Origin of the sequence: Ensifer sp. 1H6 (genome assembly GCF_001976035.1) — a bacterium.
Classification (GTDB): Bacteria; Pseudomonadota; Alphaproteobacteria; order Rhizobiales; family Rhizobiaceae; genus Ensifer; species Ensifer canadensis.
Window position 1 is genome coordinate 1 of the sequence record NZ_MOAI01000006.1, and the last position, 13,620, is coordinate 13,620.

Genomic DNA, 13,620 nt, shown 5'->3' on the forward strand with positions numbered 1-13,620 from the left:
CGGGGAGAGGGGGGACTGGAGTTTGCCGCGCGTCTCCTTCGCCTCGCTTGCGGGGAGAAGGTGGCCGGCAGGCCGGATGAGGGGCGCCCGCTGAGGTAGCCAACGGCCCGAACCCTGCGCTAGCTTGCCGACGCTTCGCTCGCTTCACGAACTCAACCGGGACATTGCCATGCGCGTTTTCTATTCCGAAGATCACAAGCTCCGTGAGGCCAGGACAGAACTCTTCGGTGGCGAACTGGTGGCGCCGTTCGAGGCGCCGTTTCGTGCCGAATGGATTTTGGCGGCGGTGAAGGAGGCTGGCTTTGCCGATGTGGTTGCGCCCACGCATCACGGCCTGGAAACGGCCCTCAAGCTCCACGCGGCCGACTATCTCGACTTTCTCGAAACCGCCTGGGCGCGCTGGGTCGCTGACGGTTATCGCGGCGAAGCGATCCCGACGTGCTTCCCGGCGCGCCGGATGCGCCAGCACCCGCCCAAGGATATCGACGGCGCGCTCGGCTATTACGCCTTTGCCGCGGAAACATCGATCACTGAAGGCACCTACGTCGCCGCGCGCGCGGCGATGAATTGCGCGCTTTCGGCTGCCGAGCATGTGGACGCCGGCAACACGGCCGCCTTTGCGCTTTGCCGCCCGCCCGGCCATCACGCGGCGATCGATCTCTATGGCGGCTACTCCTTCATCAACAACGCCGCCTGCGCCGCCCAGCGGCTACGCGATCTCGGTGCTGCCAGGGTCGCAGTGCTCGATGTCGACTTCCATCATGGCAACGGCACGCAGGACATCTTCTATGGACGCGGCGACGTCTACTTCGCCTCGCTGCATGGCGATCCCGTCGACGCTTTCCCGTACTTTCTCGGCTTTGCCGATGAAGAGGGGGCTGGCGAAGGCCTCGGCACCACGAAGAACTATCCCCTGCCGCGCGGCACGGCCTATTCGGCCTGGTCGGCCGCGATGGACGATGCACTTCATCGCATCGAGACCTTCGGCGCCGAGGCGCTGGTGGTTTCGCTCGGCGTCGACACGTTCGAGCGCGATCCGATTTCGTCGTTCAAGCTGAAGTCGGAGGATTATCTGCGCATGGGCGAGAGGTTGAAGAGGACGGGCCTGCCGGTCGTCGTCTGCATGGAGGGCGGCTACGGTGTGCCCGAAATCGGCCTCAACGTCGCCAATGTGCTCAAGGGCATTGCTACCTGAGCCTACTCCGGCCGTCAGGCAGCCGCAGATTTCTCACGAACCCCTGTTGACCTCAACTTTACTTGAGGTCGTACGAGTGTTCCTGCCCGTCGCCGAATGGCCGCCGACGGGATTTGAAGGGATACTCAAGGAGAGTTCAATGAGCAGCAATACAAAGGCGGGTATCGTCGCACCGCTCTATCGTATCAACAAGTTTGCGGTGCCGACCGCCGCACGGACGCAGTTTCTGGAACTGGTGGAAAAGACCCTCGAAGTGATCCGCAGCCAGGACGGCTACGTCAAGGACCTGTTCCTCGAGCAGCATGCGGGCCCGGGAAAGTTCAACTTCTGCACCATGATCGAATTCGAAAGCGAAGAGGTCGCGCCGAAGGTTGCAGCAGCGATCGGCGCGTTCGATAGAAGCCTCAACATCGATCGTGCGGCGCTGATGGAAAAGCTCGGGGTTGAGACCGATTCCGCCAGCTACAAGAGCTTCCAGGCGACATCGGCATGAGATCGCGCCGTTCCGGCTACTGCTTAATTGCTTAAATCGAATCCGATTTAAGGATAAAATTATGCAGCAAGTTTAAAGCGATACAGCGTCCTTTGCGCGTCATATTTGACGCACGGCGCTGTAGCCGGCCGGACTCGCGACCGGCGCGTCGATGACGACGCGTCAGGTTCACGATGGCGATACGTTTTAAGAAACGAAGAAGTTGGATAGGCCCTGGCCGGCCGCAACTGCCATATAGGCGAGGACGGTGAAGTAGACCGTGGTTGCGATCAGGAAGAGATAGCCGCCAGCGACCATCAGTCCGTCGCGCTGGATGATGCCGAGCGACAGGAGCAGGATGGCGATGCCCGGCAGCGTGTTCGATAGCGGAATGAGGCCGAGCGGAAACATCAGCAGCACGCCTCCGGCCATGATCATCAGGCCGTTGAAGCGGTTCATCAGTGCGCCTTGCGTCAGGAAGCCGAAGCGCGGCCTGACGAAGCGATCGAGCTTGGAGACAAGCGCTGCCCCCTTCTGCAGCGTCGGCACCAGTTTTTCGGTTTCGATCTGCCGGTCGAGGATGCGCTGCGGCATCCAGGGCAGGCGGTTGAGGGTAATCGAAATCGAGATCAGGATGATGGCGGCGCCGAAAACGGTACTGACGCCGGGAATGGAGACCGGCAGCAGAAACGGCAGCGTCAGCAGCGCGCACAGCAAGAGAAAGCCCTGTTCGCCGATGCCCGTCATCAGGTCGCGAAGCGTGATGGTGTTGCCGCGAATCGACCCGATCATCCCGTTGAGCGTGTCGCTGAGACTGCGTTGCGTATCGCCAAACTCGATTGCCATCAGATAGTCCGCCTCGATTTTCCTCGAACGCGCTTGTTATCAAGAGCGTGTGAAGGATCGGTTAGTATCCGGCCCTGTCATGACGATGACTGTGGCCGTGGCGCCATTTGTCGCCAAACAATGGCATCAGTGGGACGTCTCTTCATCTTCCTGCCGCAATCGCTAGTATGAAGCACCTTTGAGCACGAATGGGGACCATTGATTCTATGATCAAGAAATGCGCCATACTGGCTGTAGCGGCCATCTATCTCTCGGGATGCACGACCACCGATCCCTATACGGGTGAGCAGAAGATGTCGAACACCGCCGGCGGCGCGCTGATCGGCGCGGGTCTCGGTGCAGCGACCGGCCTTCTTGTCGGCGGCAGTGCTGCGGGACGGCGTGATGCCGCTCTCGTCGGTGCCGGTATCGGCGCGCTCGGCGGTGGCTTGGTCGGCAACTACATGGACAGCCAGGAAGCGGAACTGCGCGCCCAGCTGCAGGGTACCGGTGTTTCCGTTACCCGCGCAGGCGACCGCATCATCCTGAACATGCCGTCGAACATCACCTTCGCCACCGACCGCGACCAGGTAATCCCAGCCTTCTACGACACGCTGAACTCCGTGGCGATCGTGCTGCGCAAGTTCAACAAGACGCTGATCGACGTCGACGGCCACACCGATTCGACCGGCAGCGCCTCCTACAACCAGGGCCTTTCCGAGCGTCGCGCAGCCTCAGTTGCCAATTATCTGGCAAGCCAGGGCGTCGACCAGCGCCGCATGGCCACCATGGGCTTCGGCCAGGAACGGCCGATCGCCTCCAACGGCAGCGAGGCCGGCCGGGCGCAGAACCGCCGCGTCGAAATCTCGATCGCGCCGATCAAGCAGGGCTGATAGGTCTCTGCGATACCTTGATATAGAAGGGCCGCACCGGGAACAGTGCGGCCCTTCGTCGATCGGACGTCCCGTCGCCGTACTGCTAAAAGCGGTAGCGCAAAAGCCGCCCCATCCGCTGCAGCATGGGCATGACGCTGAAGATCTGGATGGCGATGCGCGCGGCCGCTGACATTCTTTCTATCTGGCTCGGATCGTAGTCGCTGACCTCCTCCAGCAGACTGAGGCCCGGCACCTGCCGCTCCAGCATGCGTGGATCGTCGATGCCCCAGCGAAGCGCAGCACCGGTGGCGCGGATGGCGGGGTTGAAGCGCAGCAATTGAATGCCCAGGTGGCTATAGCCGTCGAAGACGACCTCGCCCGCCGGCAGGCGTTCCAGCAGACGCCGAAGCAGATCGTAGACGTCCTCTGCCGCAAGGTAGGGCAGGACGCCTTCGGCGACGACGATCGCCGGCGCGTCATCCGGTATCGCCGCAAGCCATCCCGCCTCCGTCACCGAAGATGCGATCTGTGTATAGTTGGCGCGATCCGGATAGAGCGTGCGGCGCAACGTCATCACATCGGGAAAATCGACGTCGAACCACCGCACCTCGTCGGGCGGATCGACGCGGAAAACGCGGGAATCGAGGCCGCAGCCGAGATGCAGCACAGTTGCATCCGGGTGCCTGGTGACGAAAGCCCGTGTCCACTGGTCGAGGAGATAGGCGCGCATGGCGATCCCGATCGTCATGTCGTGGCCGACGTCGAGATGCTGCGCAGCTTGCCCGAGACGACGCATGGCATCGGCGGCGAAATGGTCGCGCAGCAGGGAATCGGGAAGCGCGCTTTCGGCGGCCTTTGCCTGCAGCGTGATCAGCAGTGTTTCTTGCGCGCCACTCAGGCCGATCCCGTCGGCATCCATCGTTTCCTCCCCACAGCGCCGCGCGTCAAATATGACGCACAAAGGATGCTGTAGCGCTTTAAACGTGCTGCATAATTTCATCCTTAAATCGGATCCGATTTACGGAATTATGCAGGAGGCACGGCCTCGGAAACGGTGGCACGTATCCGCTGCCTAGTCGTCGGCTGCCTTCACCGCACGCGCCCGACGGACGCGCCTCGCCGTCAGCATCGCCAGTGCCGGTGCCAGCGCGAACAGCCAGAAAAGCCACTGCGTCGCGCGGGCAACGCCGTCGGTGGTGCTTGCTTCGATACCCGCCAGATTGGCGGTCAGGCCGGCAAGGGCAGCACCCAGTGCGGCGGCAAAAAGCTGCACGGTGGTGATCGAGCTCGATGCCTTCTCTTCCTCGCCCTGTGGTGCCAGTTCGTAGACGGCCGTCACGATATGCGGCCAGGCGAAACCCATGCCGAAACCGACCGCCATGATACCGGCGGAAAGCGGTGCGGAGATCGCGGCAAACCCGGTGCCGGCCATCGGCATGAACATGGCGATCAGCGCCAGGCCGGCAAGGCCGAAGGCCGGTCCGGCGAAGATCGTGCGCTGCGCCCTGTCGCCGTGCCAGTGCGCGCTGGTCATCGATCCGGCGGTCCAGCCGATCGACATCAGTGCGGCGATGTAGCCGGCAACCAGCGGCGACAGCCCATGCAATTCCTGCAGCAGATACGGTACGTAGATCTCCGGCTGCATGCCGATCATCAACAGCGTGATCGTAGCATAAAGCGCTGCCAGCGGGGAGGTTATGGTGAAGCTGCTGCTCGGCAGCAGCTTGCCGGCAGCCCGGCGTTCGACGACGAGAAGCACTGCGAACATGAGGATGGCCGCGCCGACCGAGGCGAGCTGTTCGCCCGATGTGGACAGGGTGCTTGCGATCGAAAGAGCCAGAACGATGCCGACCAGAAGCAGCAGTTGCACGACCGGCAGCGGCGTGCGATTTCCTTCGGACGAAGCGTTGCGCGGCAACGTCCAGAAGGCGAGTGCTGCCAGAAGTGCCGTCAGCGGCAGCAGCGACCAGAAGGCGGCGCGCCAGGTGGCGAATTCCGCAAACATGCCGCCAACAGCCGGGCCGATAAGCGTTGCCGTGCCCCAGGTCGCCGAGATCAGGCCGATGGCACGGGTCCAGAGCGCCGGCGCAAACACCAGGCGGATGACGCCATAGGCGAGCGCATAGAGCAGGCCGCCGCCAAAGCCCTGGATCGCCCGGCCGCCAAGCAGCACCAGCATATCGGGAGCGGAGGCGCACATGAGCGTGCCGAGGCCGAAGACGAGCGCGCCGATCGCATAGGCCGAGCCGGCGCCGACGACGGCAAGCAAGCGGGCCGAGAGTGCTGCGCCGAGGATGGATGCGGCCACGAAGACGGTGGTGCTCCAGGCGTAATATTCGAGCCCGCCGATCTCGCGCACGATCGACGGCATGATCGTCGTTACGACATAGATGTTGAGCGCATGGAGAGCTACGCCGCCGCTCAGCACGACGGAATGGATGGCGTTTTCGCCCGACAGCAGAGCGAGCCAGCCGCTGTCGGCTTTTTCAGCGGGTCTGGATGTCTTGTCGAGCATATGTGTGCACCTTTTCCTGTCGCCTCACGACTGCCGGGCAAGTAACGCGCCGTGCATCGTTGCGCGGCCGCGTCGGGCTTGCCCCGTCGGCGCCGATAGAGCACTCCCGTTTCAAATGGAGTTTTGGAGCGGCTCTATCCTATTGTTTTTACGCATTTCCTGACGGAAAAGCGCTTCGCATTTTTCGTGGAAATGTTCTGATTCAGTGGACGACGGCATCACCGAGATGGGTGAGCTTGTCCGGATTGCGAACGATGAAGATGTCGTTGACGTTTCCGTCGCCATCATAGCCGAAGGAAACGCTGGCGGCGATATCATTTTCGGTCTCGCCCCGGAGCACAATGCCGCGGCCGCCGTTGATATCGGCAACGTCCCAGACATAGTGCGCCCAGTATTCGGTCAGCCGGTCGGCGATGAAGGCAAGCACGGTTTGCTTGCCCGAGAGCACGCCGAGCACCGTCGCCACCTTGCCGCCGCCATCGGCCGTCAGTCGTACGTCGGCGGAAAGCAGGCTCGAAAGGCTGGCAATATTGCCGCCGTGGATCGCCGTGTGGAAAGCCGACAGCAACTCGTCCTGGCGTTCGCGCGGCGTCTGGTGACGGCTCTTCTCCACGCCGATATTGGTCTTGGCGCGCGACACCAGCTTGCGTGCGGCCGCCTCCTGCATGTCGAGCGTTTCAGCCACCTCCTCATAGGGCTGGCCGAAGATTTCATGCAGCAGATAGGCAGCCCTTTCCTTCGGCGTCAGCCGCTCCAGCATCAAGAGGAAGGCGGTGGTCAGCGACGAGGTCAGTGCCAGCTTCTCCTCGGCATTGTCGTCGCTTGCCGTGTGGATCGGCTCCGGCAGCCAGGCACCGACATAGTCGACACGCTTGCGGTGTGCCGCCTTCAAGAGGTCGAGGCAGCGGCGGGTGCAGGCGGTCGTCAGCCAAGCGGCCGGGCTTTCGATCGCCAATTGATCGGCCTCCTGCCACTTCACGAACGTGTCCTGCACCGCGTCTTCCGCGTCCGCGCGCGAACCAAGGATCCGGTAAGCCAGACCGAGAAGGCGGGGACGCGCCTCCTCGAAAATTGCCGTGCTGTTTGCGCCGCCCATCTCAATGCCTCGATATCTGTTTGGTCCGGTCAATGCTGTCCTGGTCGATCGTCTTGCGTCCGCCGGCAAGCGCGCCGAGCCCGTCGGGGATTTTCTGCTCGTAACGGACGGTTTTCATATCGGTCATGATTACAACTCCGTCGATCGTTGCTCATGACCAACTGACGATTGGCTTCCGGCCGCTGTGACGCCGTCTTGAAATTTTTCTCAGATTTTTGGCGGGTAGGCGTGCTCTTTGCCGCGGAAGTCGGTCACGGTGTAGCAACCGCCGTCGTCCGCAGCGATCGATGCCGCGCTGATCACCGTCTTGCCGTGACCGCCGGGAATGTCGAGGATATAGGTCGGCTGGCAGAGGCCAGAGACCCGGCCGCGCAAGGACGCGACGAGTGCCTGGCCCTCCTCGATCGAGAGCCGGAAGTGGCTGGTGCCGGGTGCCAGATCCGGGTGGTGCAGATAGTAGGGCTTGATCCGGGTTTCGACGAAGGCGCGCATCAGTGCGGCAAGCACGTCCGCATCGTCATTGACGCCTTTCAGCAGCACCGACTGGCTGACCATGACGACGCCGGCATCGATCAGCCGGGCCGAGGCGTCGCGCGCTTCCTGTGTCAGTTCACGCGGATGGTTGGCGTGCAGCGCCACATAGGTCGCCTTGCCGCTGGCCTTGAGGGCTGAAACGAGATCGGCGTTGATGCGCTCGGGCTCGACCACCGGTACGCGGGTGTGGAAGCGCACGATCTTGACATGGGCGATCGGCTTCAGCCGCTCCATGATTTCGGTGAGGCGGCGCGGCGAAAGCACCAGCGGGTCGCCACCGGTGAGAATGACCTCCCAGATCTCGTCATGTTCGGCGATATAGGCGATCGCCGCATCGAGTTCGGCGGGTGTCAGCGTACCCAGTCCCTGCGGTCCGACCATTTCGCGGCGAAAGCAGAAGCGGCAATATACCGGGCAGACATGCACGGCCTTCAAAAGCACCCGGTCGGGATAGCGATGCACGATGCCGGCGACCGGGCTGTGCGCCTTGTCGCCGATCGGATCTTCGCGCTCTTCCGGCAGCAGCGTCAGCTCGGCGGCATCGGGTACGAACTGGCGGGCAATCGGATCGTTCGGGTCGTTGCGGTCGATCAGCTTGGCGATAGCAGGACTGATGGCGACCGCGTAGCGCTCGGCGACCTGCGAAACGACGGTTTGCTGTGACGGTTCGATAAGGCCGGCATCAACCAATTCGCCGGCTGTCTTGATCGGCCGGTGAACGTTCATGATGCCGTCTCCGCCACCGGTGCCCAGAGCACCTGGTCGATGCGCGACGCACCGGTCGCCAGCATGACCAGCCGGTCGAAGCCGAGCGCGATGCCGCTCGCCTCGGGCATGATGGCGAGCGCTGCCAGAAAATCCTCGTCGAGCGGATAGGTCTCGCCATAGACGCGGGCCTTCTCCGTCATTTCCATCTCGAAACGACGGCGCTGCTCGGCCGCATCGGTCAGTTCGCCAAAGGCATTGGCGAGTTCGACGCCGCAGGCATAGAGCTCGAAGCGCTCGGCAACGCGGCGGTCGCGCGCGGTCGGCCGGGCAAGGGCTGCTTCAGCGACCGGATATTCATCGAGGATCGTCGCGCGGCCAAAGCCGAGATGCGGTTCGACCTTTTCGACAAGCACGCGGCTGAACAGGTCGGCCCAGTTATCGTCGGCGGCGACCCGCAGCCCGGCCGATACCATCGCGCTAGCAAGCGCGTCCCGGTCCGTTTCTCCGTTGGAGGCGATCGAAGCGAGCAGGTCGATTTTCGCAAAACGCTTGAAGGCTTCGGCCACCGCCAGCCGTTCGGGCTCGGCGAAGGGGTCGCAGGTGCGGCCCTGGAAGGTGAACTGACTGACGCCGGTCGTCTGTGCCGCGAGCGTCAGGATCTCGGCGCAGTCGCGCATCAGCGTCTCGTAGGTCTCACCGGCGCGGTACCATTCGAGCATGGTGAATTCCGGATGGTGCAGCGGCCCACGCTCGCGGTTGCGATAGACATGGGCAAAGCAGGCGATGCGCTTTTCACCGGCAGCGATGAGCTTCTTGCAGGCAAACTCCGGCGAGGTGTGCAGATAGAACGGATCGGCGGAGCCGTCATGGTTGAGCGCCTGGGTGGCAAAGGCGTGCAGATGGGCTTCGTTGCCCGGTGAGACCTGCAGCGTCGCGGTATCGACCTCGATGAAGTCGCGCTCGTCGAAAAACCGGCGCAGCGCCGACTGGATCCGGTTGCGTCCGAGAAGAAACGGGCGCCGGTCGGCATGGACGTGCGGCGTCCACCAGGGTGAGGCATGCGACATGGTCGTTCGATCCAGGCTTTCTTCGCGCCCTAGGCTATCTTCGCGTCAATGCCGGCGCAGGCTGGCTATTTGCACGAAATTAGGGTAGTGGCGGCGCGATATCATAATTTTCGCGTCTTTCGGGGCCGGCTTTCCCGGCGCGCCGTGTCGCGCATACCTCTGTTACAAGGAAGACTAATGGTCAAGGTCATCGCTTCATCTGTCCGCAAGGGCAACGTTCTCGACGTTGACGGCAAGCTCTATGTCGTTCTTACCGCGCAGAACTTCCATCCGGGCAAGGGCACGCCGGTCACCCAGGTCGACATGCGCCGCATTTCCGACGGCGTGAAGGTCTCCGAACGCTACCGCACGACCGAACAGGTCGAGCGCGCCTTCGTCGAAGACCGCGAGCACACCTTCCTTTATGAAGATGGCGAAGGCTTCCACTTCATGAACCCGGAAAGCTACGACCAGCTGGTCATGACCACTGACGACATCGGCGACCTCAAGGCCTACCTGCAGGAAGGCATGGCCTGCATTCTTTCGATCCACGAAGGCCTGGCGATCGCCATCGACCTGCCGCGCCACGTGACGCTCGAAATCACCGAGACCGAGCCGGTCGTCAAGGGCCAGACGGCATCGTCGTCCTACAAGCCGGCTATTCTGTCGAACGGCGTTCGCACGCTCGTGCCGCCGCATATCCAGGCTGGCACCCGCGTCATCATCGCGACCGAAGACGGCTCCTATGTCGAGCGCGCCAAGGACTGACACGCTCAAGCACTGACGATCGAGCGATCGCATCGAACGGGGACGGCAGGTTCAACCTGCCGTCCCCGTTGTCGTTTCTACTGCTGGGCTCCTTCGACCGTTGGTGTTTCAGGGGCAAAACCAGGCAGCAAGTTCAAAGCGTTACAGCGTCCTCGGCGCGTCACCGGATGCGCGACGCCGCAGAGCCCGGAAGCTGTGGCAGAGATCGGATAAGCAACCGCAAATTTAGGGGGAGCATTTCGAAAAACGGGTGCTAGGATGCCGGCGCTACGACGTTTCCGCCATGAGAGGGCCCGCATGTTTCCATTGTCGCATATGATGAAGTCGTTCATTCGCAAGGGTCGCCTGACGGTGATCGACGCTGATGGCAGGAGGCATGTCTTCTCCGGCGAGCCGGGGCCTGAAGTCACCATGCGGCTCACCGACAAGAAGCTCTATCGCAGCCTTGTCTTCAATGCGGAGCTGGCGGCTGGCGAGGCCTACATGGACGGTACCATGCGCTTCGAGGAAGGCTCGACGCTCAAGGATTTCCTGACGCTGTTTTCGATCAACCGGCTCTCGCTCGGCTCCTACCCGATCCAGAAGGTGCTGCGCGCGATAAAGATGCGCTTCCGCAAGCGCCAGCAGGCAAATCCCAAGGGCAAGGCGCAGGAGAACGTCGCCCATCACTACGATCTCGGCAACGACTTCTACAAGTTGTTCCTCGACGAGAACATGCTCTATTCCTGCGCCTATTTCCGCGAGCCGAACGAGAGCCTGGAAAAAGCCCAGCGCAACAAGCTGCGGCTGCTCGCCTCCAAGCTCTGCCTGGAGCCGGGCATGAAGGTGCTCGATATCGGTTCCGGCTGGGGCGATCTGGCGATGTACCTGGCGAAACTCGAAAACGTCGAGGTTCTGGGTGTGACGCTTTCCAAGGAGCAGCAGGCGCTGTCTTCGCAACGCGCACAGGCGGCCGGGCTCGCCGATCGTGTTCGCTTCGAACTGAAAGACTATCGGGATGTGCAGGGACCGTTCGATCGCATCGTTTCGGTCGGCATGTTCGAGCATGTCGGTGTGAATCACTACGACGAGTTTTTCAAGAAACTCAATGCGCTGATGCCGGATGACGGCGTTGCGGTGCTGCATTCGATCGGCCACATGAGCCCGCCCGGCATGGCGAGCGCCTGGCTGCGCAAATACATCTTCCCCGGCGCCTATTCGCCGGCACTTTCGGAGGTCTTCGACGTCGTCGAGCGCAACAGCCTTTGGGTCACCGATCTAGAGTTCCTGCGCGTGCACTATGCCACGACGCTGGCGCATTGGGGGGAGCGGTTCGAGGCAAACCGCGACAAGGTGATCGCGATGTATGACGAGCGCTTTGCCCGCATGTGGGAGTTCTATCTGATCAGTGCCGAAATGATGTTCCGCACCGGCAGCCAGCTGGTCTTCCACATGCAGCTGTCGCGCTCGCGTGACGCAGCACCGATCGTGCGCGATTACATCACCGACCGCCAGCGCGACTTCATGGCCCGCGAGCACGCGCTCGACCTCAACATCTGACCGGCCCCATTTGACCGGCATCGTGCCGGTCAATCTCCGTTCCAGCGCAGCCGCTTGTAGTCGAAGCCGAATTCGAGTGTCGGCTTGACGATCGAGAAGAACGGCGAGAGATCGAAGTCGCGCGGGGTATAGAGCGAATAGTGGCGGATATGCAGGATCTCTTCGCGTGAATAGGTGGAGGCGGCCGACGCACGCCCAGGCGCGCGCGTGACCTCCGGCAGGATCGGATAGCGGATCTGCTCGAAGGCTTCGGCAATCAGCGTCGAGCAGATCGCCCGCGTCGGATCGCCTGAACCAAGCGCCAGCAGGCGACGACGCCAGCGCACGGGCACCGGCGGTGCCGGCATGAAATAGCGCAGCATATCCAGAATGTTCTTCAGGTCGTATTTCATGCCGAGCCGGGCGATCATGAAGCCGACCAGCGCGGTACGATCGTCGGGCGTCAGCGCCACCGGTCGGCAGATGCGCGTGTTGAACGATGCATATTTCTTCAGCGGCACCGCGACGCAACCTTCGCCGATATTCACCTCGATCAGTTGAGGCCTTTCGATCACCGGCAGGGTCGCCTGGTCGAGCGTCAGCGGCATCTCGTCGCCGACGAAAAATGCCGCGTGCGACCAGGTGGATTGCGTCAGGTATTTGATCGCGGCGGAAACCTTCTGGTTGCCTTCGATCAAGAGGACGTCGCCCGGACGCAGCGTGCGCGCCAGCGTTTCCGGGTCGGATGGCGTGTAGGGTTCGTAGCCAAGGGTCTGCGTCTGCAACCTTGCGGCCATACGGGCGCCGAGCCGGTCCAGAAACGTATCCTTGCTTTCCGAAAGCGGGTAGATGGTCCTCATGGAGGCGATTGCTCCAGCCGCGGGAAGAGGATTCGCATGCGCCTGCATGGTGGCCGAGCCGCGACACTCTGTCGAGTGATTGTCGCGTGATTGCATGGCTTTGACCTTGACGCACATTCCCGGGGTTTCTATTTAGAATTATTCTAAAGAAGGTTTTCAACGATGTTTTCCCGTCTCTTCTCCCGCTCCAAGCGTCCGTTTCTCTCCCTCAACGAACAGGAAATCCTGGCACTGGCGATCTCGTCGGAGGAGGACGATGGACGCATCTATCTCGCCTATGCGGATGCGTTGAGAGAGAAATATCCGCACTCGGCAAAAGTGTTCGAAGAAATGGCGGAGGAGGAGAGCCATCATCGGCAATGGCTGATCGACATGCACGTACAGCGCTTCGGCAACCGGATCCCGCTGATCCGCCGCGAGCATGTCCGCGACTTCCCCGATCGCAAGCCTGAGTGGCTGATCGCCGAAATGCCGATCGAGAAGGCGCGGGCGGAAGCCGAGGCAATGGAGGAGACGGCGCACCGCTTCTATGTCGAGGCGGCGGCGCGCACCCAGGATGCGGCGACGCGCAAGCTGCTGGGCGACCTGGCAATCGCGGAAAAAACGCACGAATCGCTCGCCCGCAGGCTCGGTGAAAAGCACACACCGGACGATGTTCGCGAGGAGGAGGAGCAGACGGCGCGCCGACAGTTCATCCTGACCTACGTTCAGCCGGGGCTGGCTGGGCTGATGGATGGCTCGGTTTCGACGCTCGCACCGATCTTTGCTGCTGCCTTTGCGACACAGGATACCTGGCAGACCTTCCTCGTCGGCCTGTCGGCCTCGGTCGGCGCTGGTATTTCCATGGGCTTCACAGAGGCGGCCCATGATGACGGCAAGCTGTCGGGCCGCGGTTCGCCGATCAAGCGCGGCCTCGCATCGGGCATCATGACCGCGCTCGGCGGTCTAGGGCACGCACTGCCCTATCTCATTCCGCATTTCTGGACGGCGACGATCACGGCCGCAGTCGTCGTCTTCTTCGAGCTTTGGGCAATCGCGTTCATTCAGAACCGCTACATGGAAACGCCGTTCCTGCGCGCCGCATTCCAGGTTGTGCTGGGCGGCGGCCTAGTGCTGGCAGCGGGCATCCTGATCGGTAATGCCTGATCGGGCGTGCAGCGTTTGAAACGAAAAAAGGGCCGGTTTGACCGGCCCTTTTTCGTAAAGCG

The 13,620-nt window shown here is 62.2% G+C and carries 14 protein-coding genes; 6 read left to right on the forward strand and 8 right to left on the reverse strand.

The annotated features are described in order from the left end of the window. The first annotated feature begins 169 nt into the window (after positions 1-169). Positions 170-1,195 carry a histone deacetylase family protein gene (locus BKP54_RS08645; protein WP_025425534.1) on the forward strand — a complete coding sequence of 342 codons (1,026 nt, stop codon included), beginning with the start codon at positions 170-172 and terminating at the stop codon, positions 1,193-1,195. Positions 1,196-1,334: 139 nt separating this feature from the next. Then, complete coding sequence (locus BKP54_RS08650) at positions 1,335-1,688, forward strand: hypothetical protein (protein ID WP_025425535.1); 354 nt, start codon at positions 1,335-1,337, stop codon at positions 1,686-1,688. 186 nt (positions 1,689-1,874) lie between these two features. Here BKP54_RS08650 and BKP54_RS08655 read toward each other — a convergent pair whose 3' ends face one another. Continuing rightward, positions 1,875-2,513 (reverse strand): exopolysaccharide biosynthesis protein, encoded by a 639-nt coding sequence (locus BKP54_RS08655; protein WP_025425536.1) that lies wholly within the window; start codon positions 2,511-2,513, stop codon positions 1,875-1,877. A 206-nt stretch (positions 2,514-2,719) separates the two neighbouring features. Between BKP54_RS08655 and BKP54_RS08660 the strand changes: the two genes are divergently transcribed. Beyond that, a complete protein-coding gene (locus BKP54_RS08660) occupies positions 2,720-3,385 on the forward strand; it encodes an OmpA family protein (RefSeq protein WP_025425537.1) in 666 nt (221 codons plus the stop codon). Positions 3,386-3,470: 85 nt separating this feature from the next. Here the strand turns inward: BKP54_RS08660 and BKP54_RS08665 are convergent, their stop codons facing one another. The 6 genes from BKP54_RS08665 to epmA form a co-directional block, all read right to left on the reverse strand. Next, on the reverse strand, positions 3,471-4,286 hold the full coding sequence (locus tag BKP54_RS08665) for a class I SAM-dependent methyltransferase (protein ID WP_025425538.1): 816 nt from the start codon (positions 4,284-4,286) through the stop codon (positions 3,471-3,473). Positions 4,287-4,439: 153 nt separating this feature from the next. Then, positions 4,440-5,882: an MFS transporter gene (locus BKP54_RS08670; RefSeq protein ID WP_081788828.1), complete on the reverse strand. Its 1,443-nt coding sequence runs from the start codon at positions 5,880-5,882 to the stop codon at positions 4,440-4,442. A 202-nt stretch (positions 5,883-6,084) separates the two neighbouring features. Beyond that, positions 6,085-6,978: an RNA polymerase sigma factor SigJ gene (gene sigJ / locus BKP54_RS08675; RefSeq protein WP_025425540.1), complete on the reverse strand. Its 894-nt coding sequence runs from the start codon at positions 6,976-6,978 to the stop codon at positions 6,085-6,087. A 1-nt stretch (position 6,979) separates the two neighbouring features. Beyond that, the gene (locus BKP54_RS37085; RefSeq protein ID WP_255569777.1) at positions 6,980-7,105 is read right to left on the reverse strand and encodes a hypothetical protein; all 126 of its coding nucleotides are present in this window, start codon (positions 7,103-7,105) and stop codon (positions 6,980-6,982) included. 80 nt (positions 7,106-7,185) lie between these two features. Next, complete coding sequence (locus BKP54_RS08680; protein WP_084814355.1) at positions 7,186-8,238, reverse strand: lysine-2,3-aminomutase-like protein; 1,053 nt, start codon at positions 8,236-8,238, stop codon at positions 7,186-7,188. After that, positions 8,235-9,287 (reverse strand): EF-P lysine aminoacylase EpmA, encoded by a 1,053-nt coding sequence (gene epmA, locus BKP54_RS08685; protein WP_025425542.1) that lies wholly within the window; start codon positions 9,285-9,287, stop codon positions 8,235-8,237. Before epmA ends, BKP54_RS08680 begins: the two co-directional genes overlap by 4 nt. A 177-nt stretch (positions 9,288-9,464) precedes the next feature. Between epmA and efp the strand changes: the two genes are divergently transcribed. Continuing rightward, positions 9,465-10,034 carry an elongation factor P gene (gene efp / locus BKP54_RS08690; RefSeq protein ID WP_025425543.1) on the forward strand — a complete coding sequence of 190 codons (570 nt, stop codon included), beginning with the start codon at positions 9,465-9,467 and terminating at the stop codon, positions 10,032-10,034. A 297-nt stretch (positions 10,035-10,331) separates the two neighbouring features. Next, a complete protein-coding gene (locus BKP54_RS08695; RefSeq protein WP_025425544.1) occupies positions 10,332-11,573 on the forward strand; it encodes a cyclopropane-fatty-acyl-phospholipid synthase family protein in 1,242 nt (413 codons plus the stop codon). A gap of 29 nt (positions 11,574-11,602) precedes the next feature. Here the strand turns inward: BKP54_RS08695 and BKP54_RS08700 are convergent, their stop codons facing one another. After that, positions 11,603-12,412, reverse strand: coding sequence for a YiiX/YebB-like N1pC/P60 family cysteine hydrolase (locus BKP54_RS08700; RefSeq protein WP_038575805.1), 810 nt, complete (start codon positions 12,410-12,412; stop codon positions 11,603-11,605). Positions 12,413-12,574: 162 nt separating this feature from the next. Between BKP54_RS08700 and mbfA the strand changes: the two genes are divergently transcribed. After that, positions 12,575-13,558 carry an iron exporter MbfA gene (gene mbfA / locus BKP54_RS08705; RefSeq protein WP_025425545.1) on the forward strand — a complete coding sequence of 328 codons (984 nt, stop codon included), beginning with the start codon at positions 12,575-12,577 and terminating at the stop codon, positions 13,556-13,558. Positions 13,559-13,620: the final 62 nt, after the last annotated feature.

What these genes read in the sequence shown, in the direction of transcription:
- BKP54_RS08645 (WP_025425534.1), top strand. Translation starts at nt 170, where the DNA reads ATGCGCGTTTTCTATTCCGAAGATCACAAGCTCCGTGAGGCCAGGACA.
- BKP54_RS08650 (WP_025425535.1), top strand. Translation starts at nt 1,335, where the DNA reads ATGAGCAGCAATACAAAGGCGGGTATCGTCGCACCGCTCTATCGTATC.
- BKP54_RS08655 (WP_025425536.1), bottom strand. Translation starts at nt 2,513, where the DNA reads ATGGCAATCGAGTTTGGCGATACGCAACGCAGTCTCAGCGACACGCTC.
- BKP54_RS08660 (WP_025425537.1), top strand. Translation starts at nt 2,720, where the DNA reads ATGATCAAGAAATGCGCCATACTGGCTGTAGCGGCCATCTATCTCTCG.
- BKP54_RS08665 (WP_025425538.1), bottom strand. Translation starts at nt 4,286, where the DNA reads ATGGATGCCGACGGGATCGGCCTGAGTGGCGCGCAAGAAACACTGCTG.
- BKP54_RS08670 (WP_081788828.1), bottom strand. Translation starts at nt 5,882, where the DNA reads ATGCTCGACAAGACATCCAGACCCGCTGAAAAAGCCGACAGCGGCTGG.
- sigJ (WP_025425540.1), bottom strand. Translation starts at nt 6,978, where the DNA reads ATGGGCGGCGCAAACAGCACGGCAATTTTCGAGGAGGCGCGTCCCCGC.
- BKP54_RS37085 (WP_255569777.1), bottom strand. Translation starts at nt 7,105, where the DNA reads ATGACCGATATGAAAACCGTCCGTTACGAGCAGAAAATCCCCGACGGG.
- BKP54_RS08680 (WP_084814355.1), bottom strand. Translation starts at nt 8,238, where the DNA reads ATGAACGTTCACCGGCCGATCAAGACAGCCGGCGAATTGGTTGATGCC.
- epmA (WP_025425542.1), bottom strand. Translation starts at nt 9,287, where the DNA reads ATGTCGCATGCCTCACCCTGGTGGACGCCGCACGTCCATGCCGACCGG.
- efp (WP_025425543.1), top strand. Translation starts at nt 9,465, where the DNA reads ATGGTCAAGGTCATCGCTTCATCTGTCCGCAAGGGCAACGTTCTCGAC.
- BKP54_RS08695 (WP_025425544.1), top strand. Translation starts at nt 10,332, where the DNA reads ATGTTTCCATTGTCGCATATGATGAAGTCGTTCATTCGCAAGGGTCGC.
- BKP54_RS08700 (WP_038575805.1), bottom strand. Translation starts at nt 12,412, where the DNA reads ATGAGGACCATCTACCCGCTTTCGGAAAGCAAGGATACGTTTCTGGAC.
- mbfA (WP_025425545.1), top strand. Translation starts at nt 12,575, where the DNA reads ATGTTTTCCCGTCTCTTCTCCCGCTCCAAGCGTCCGTTTCTCTCCCTC.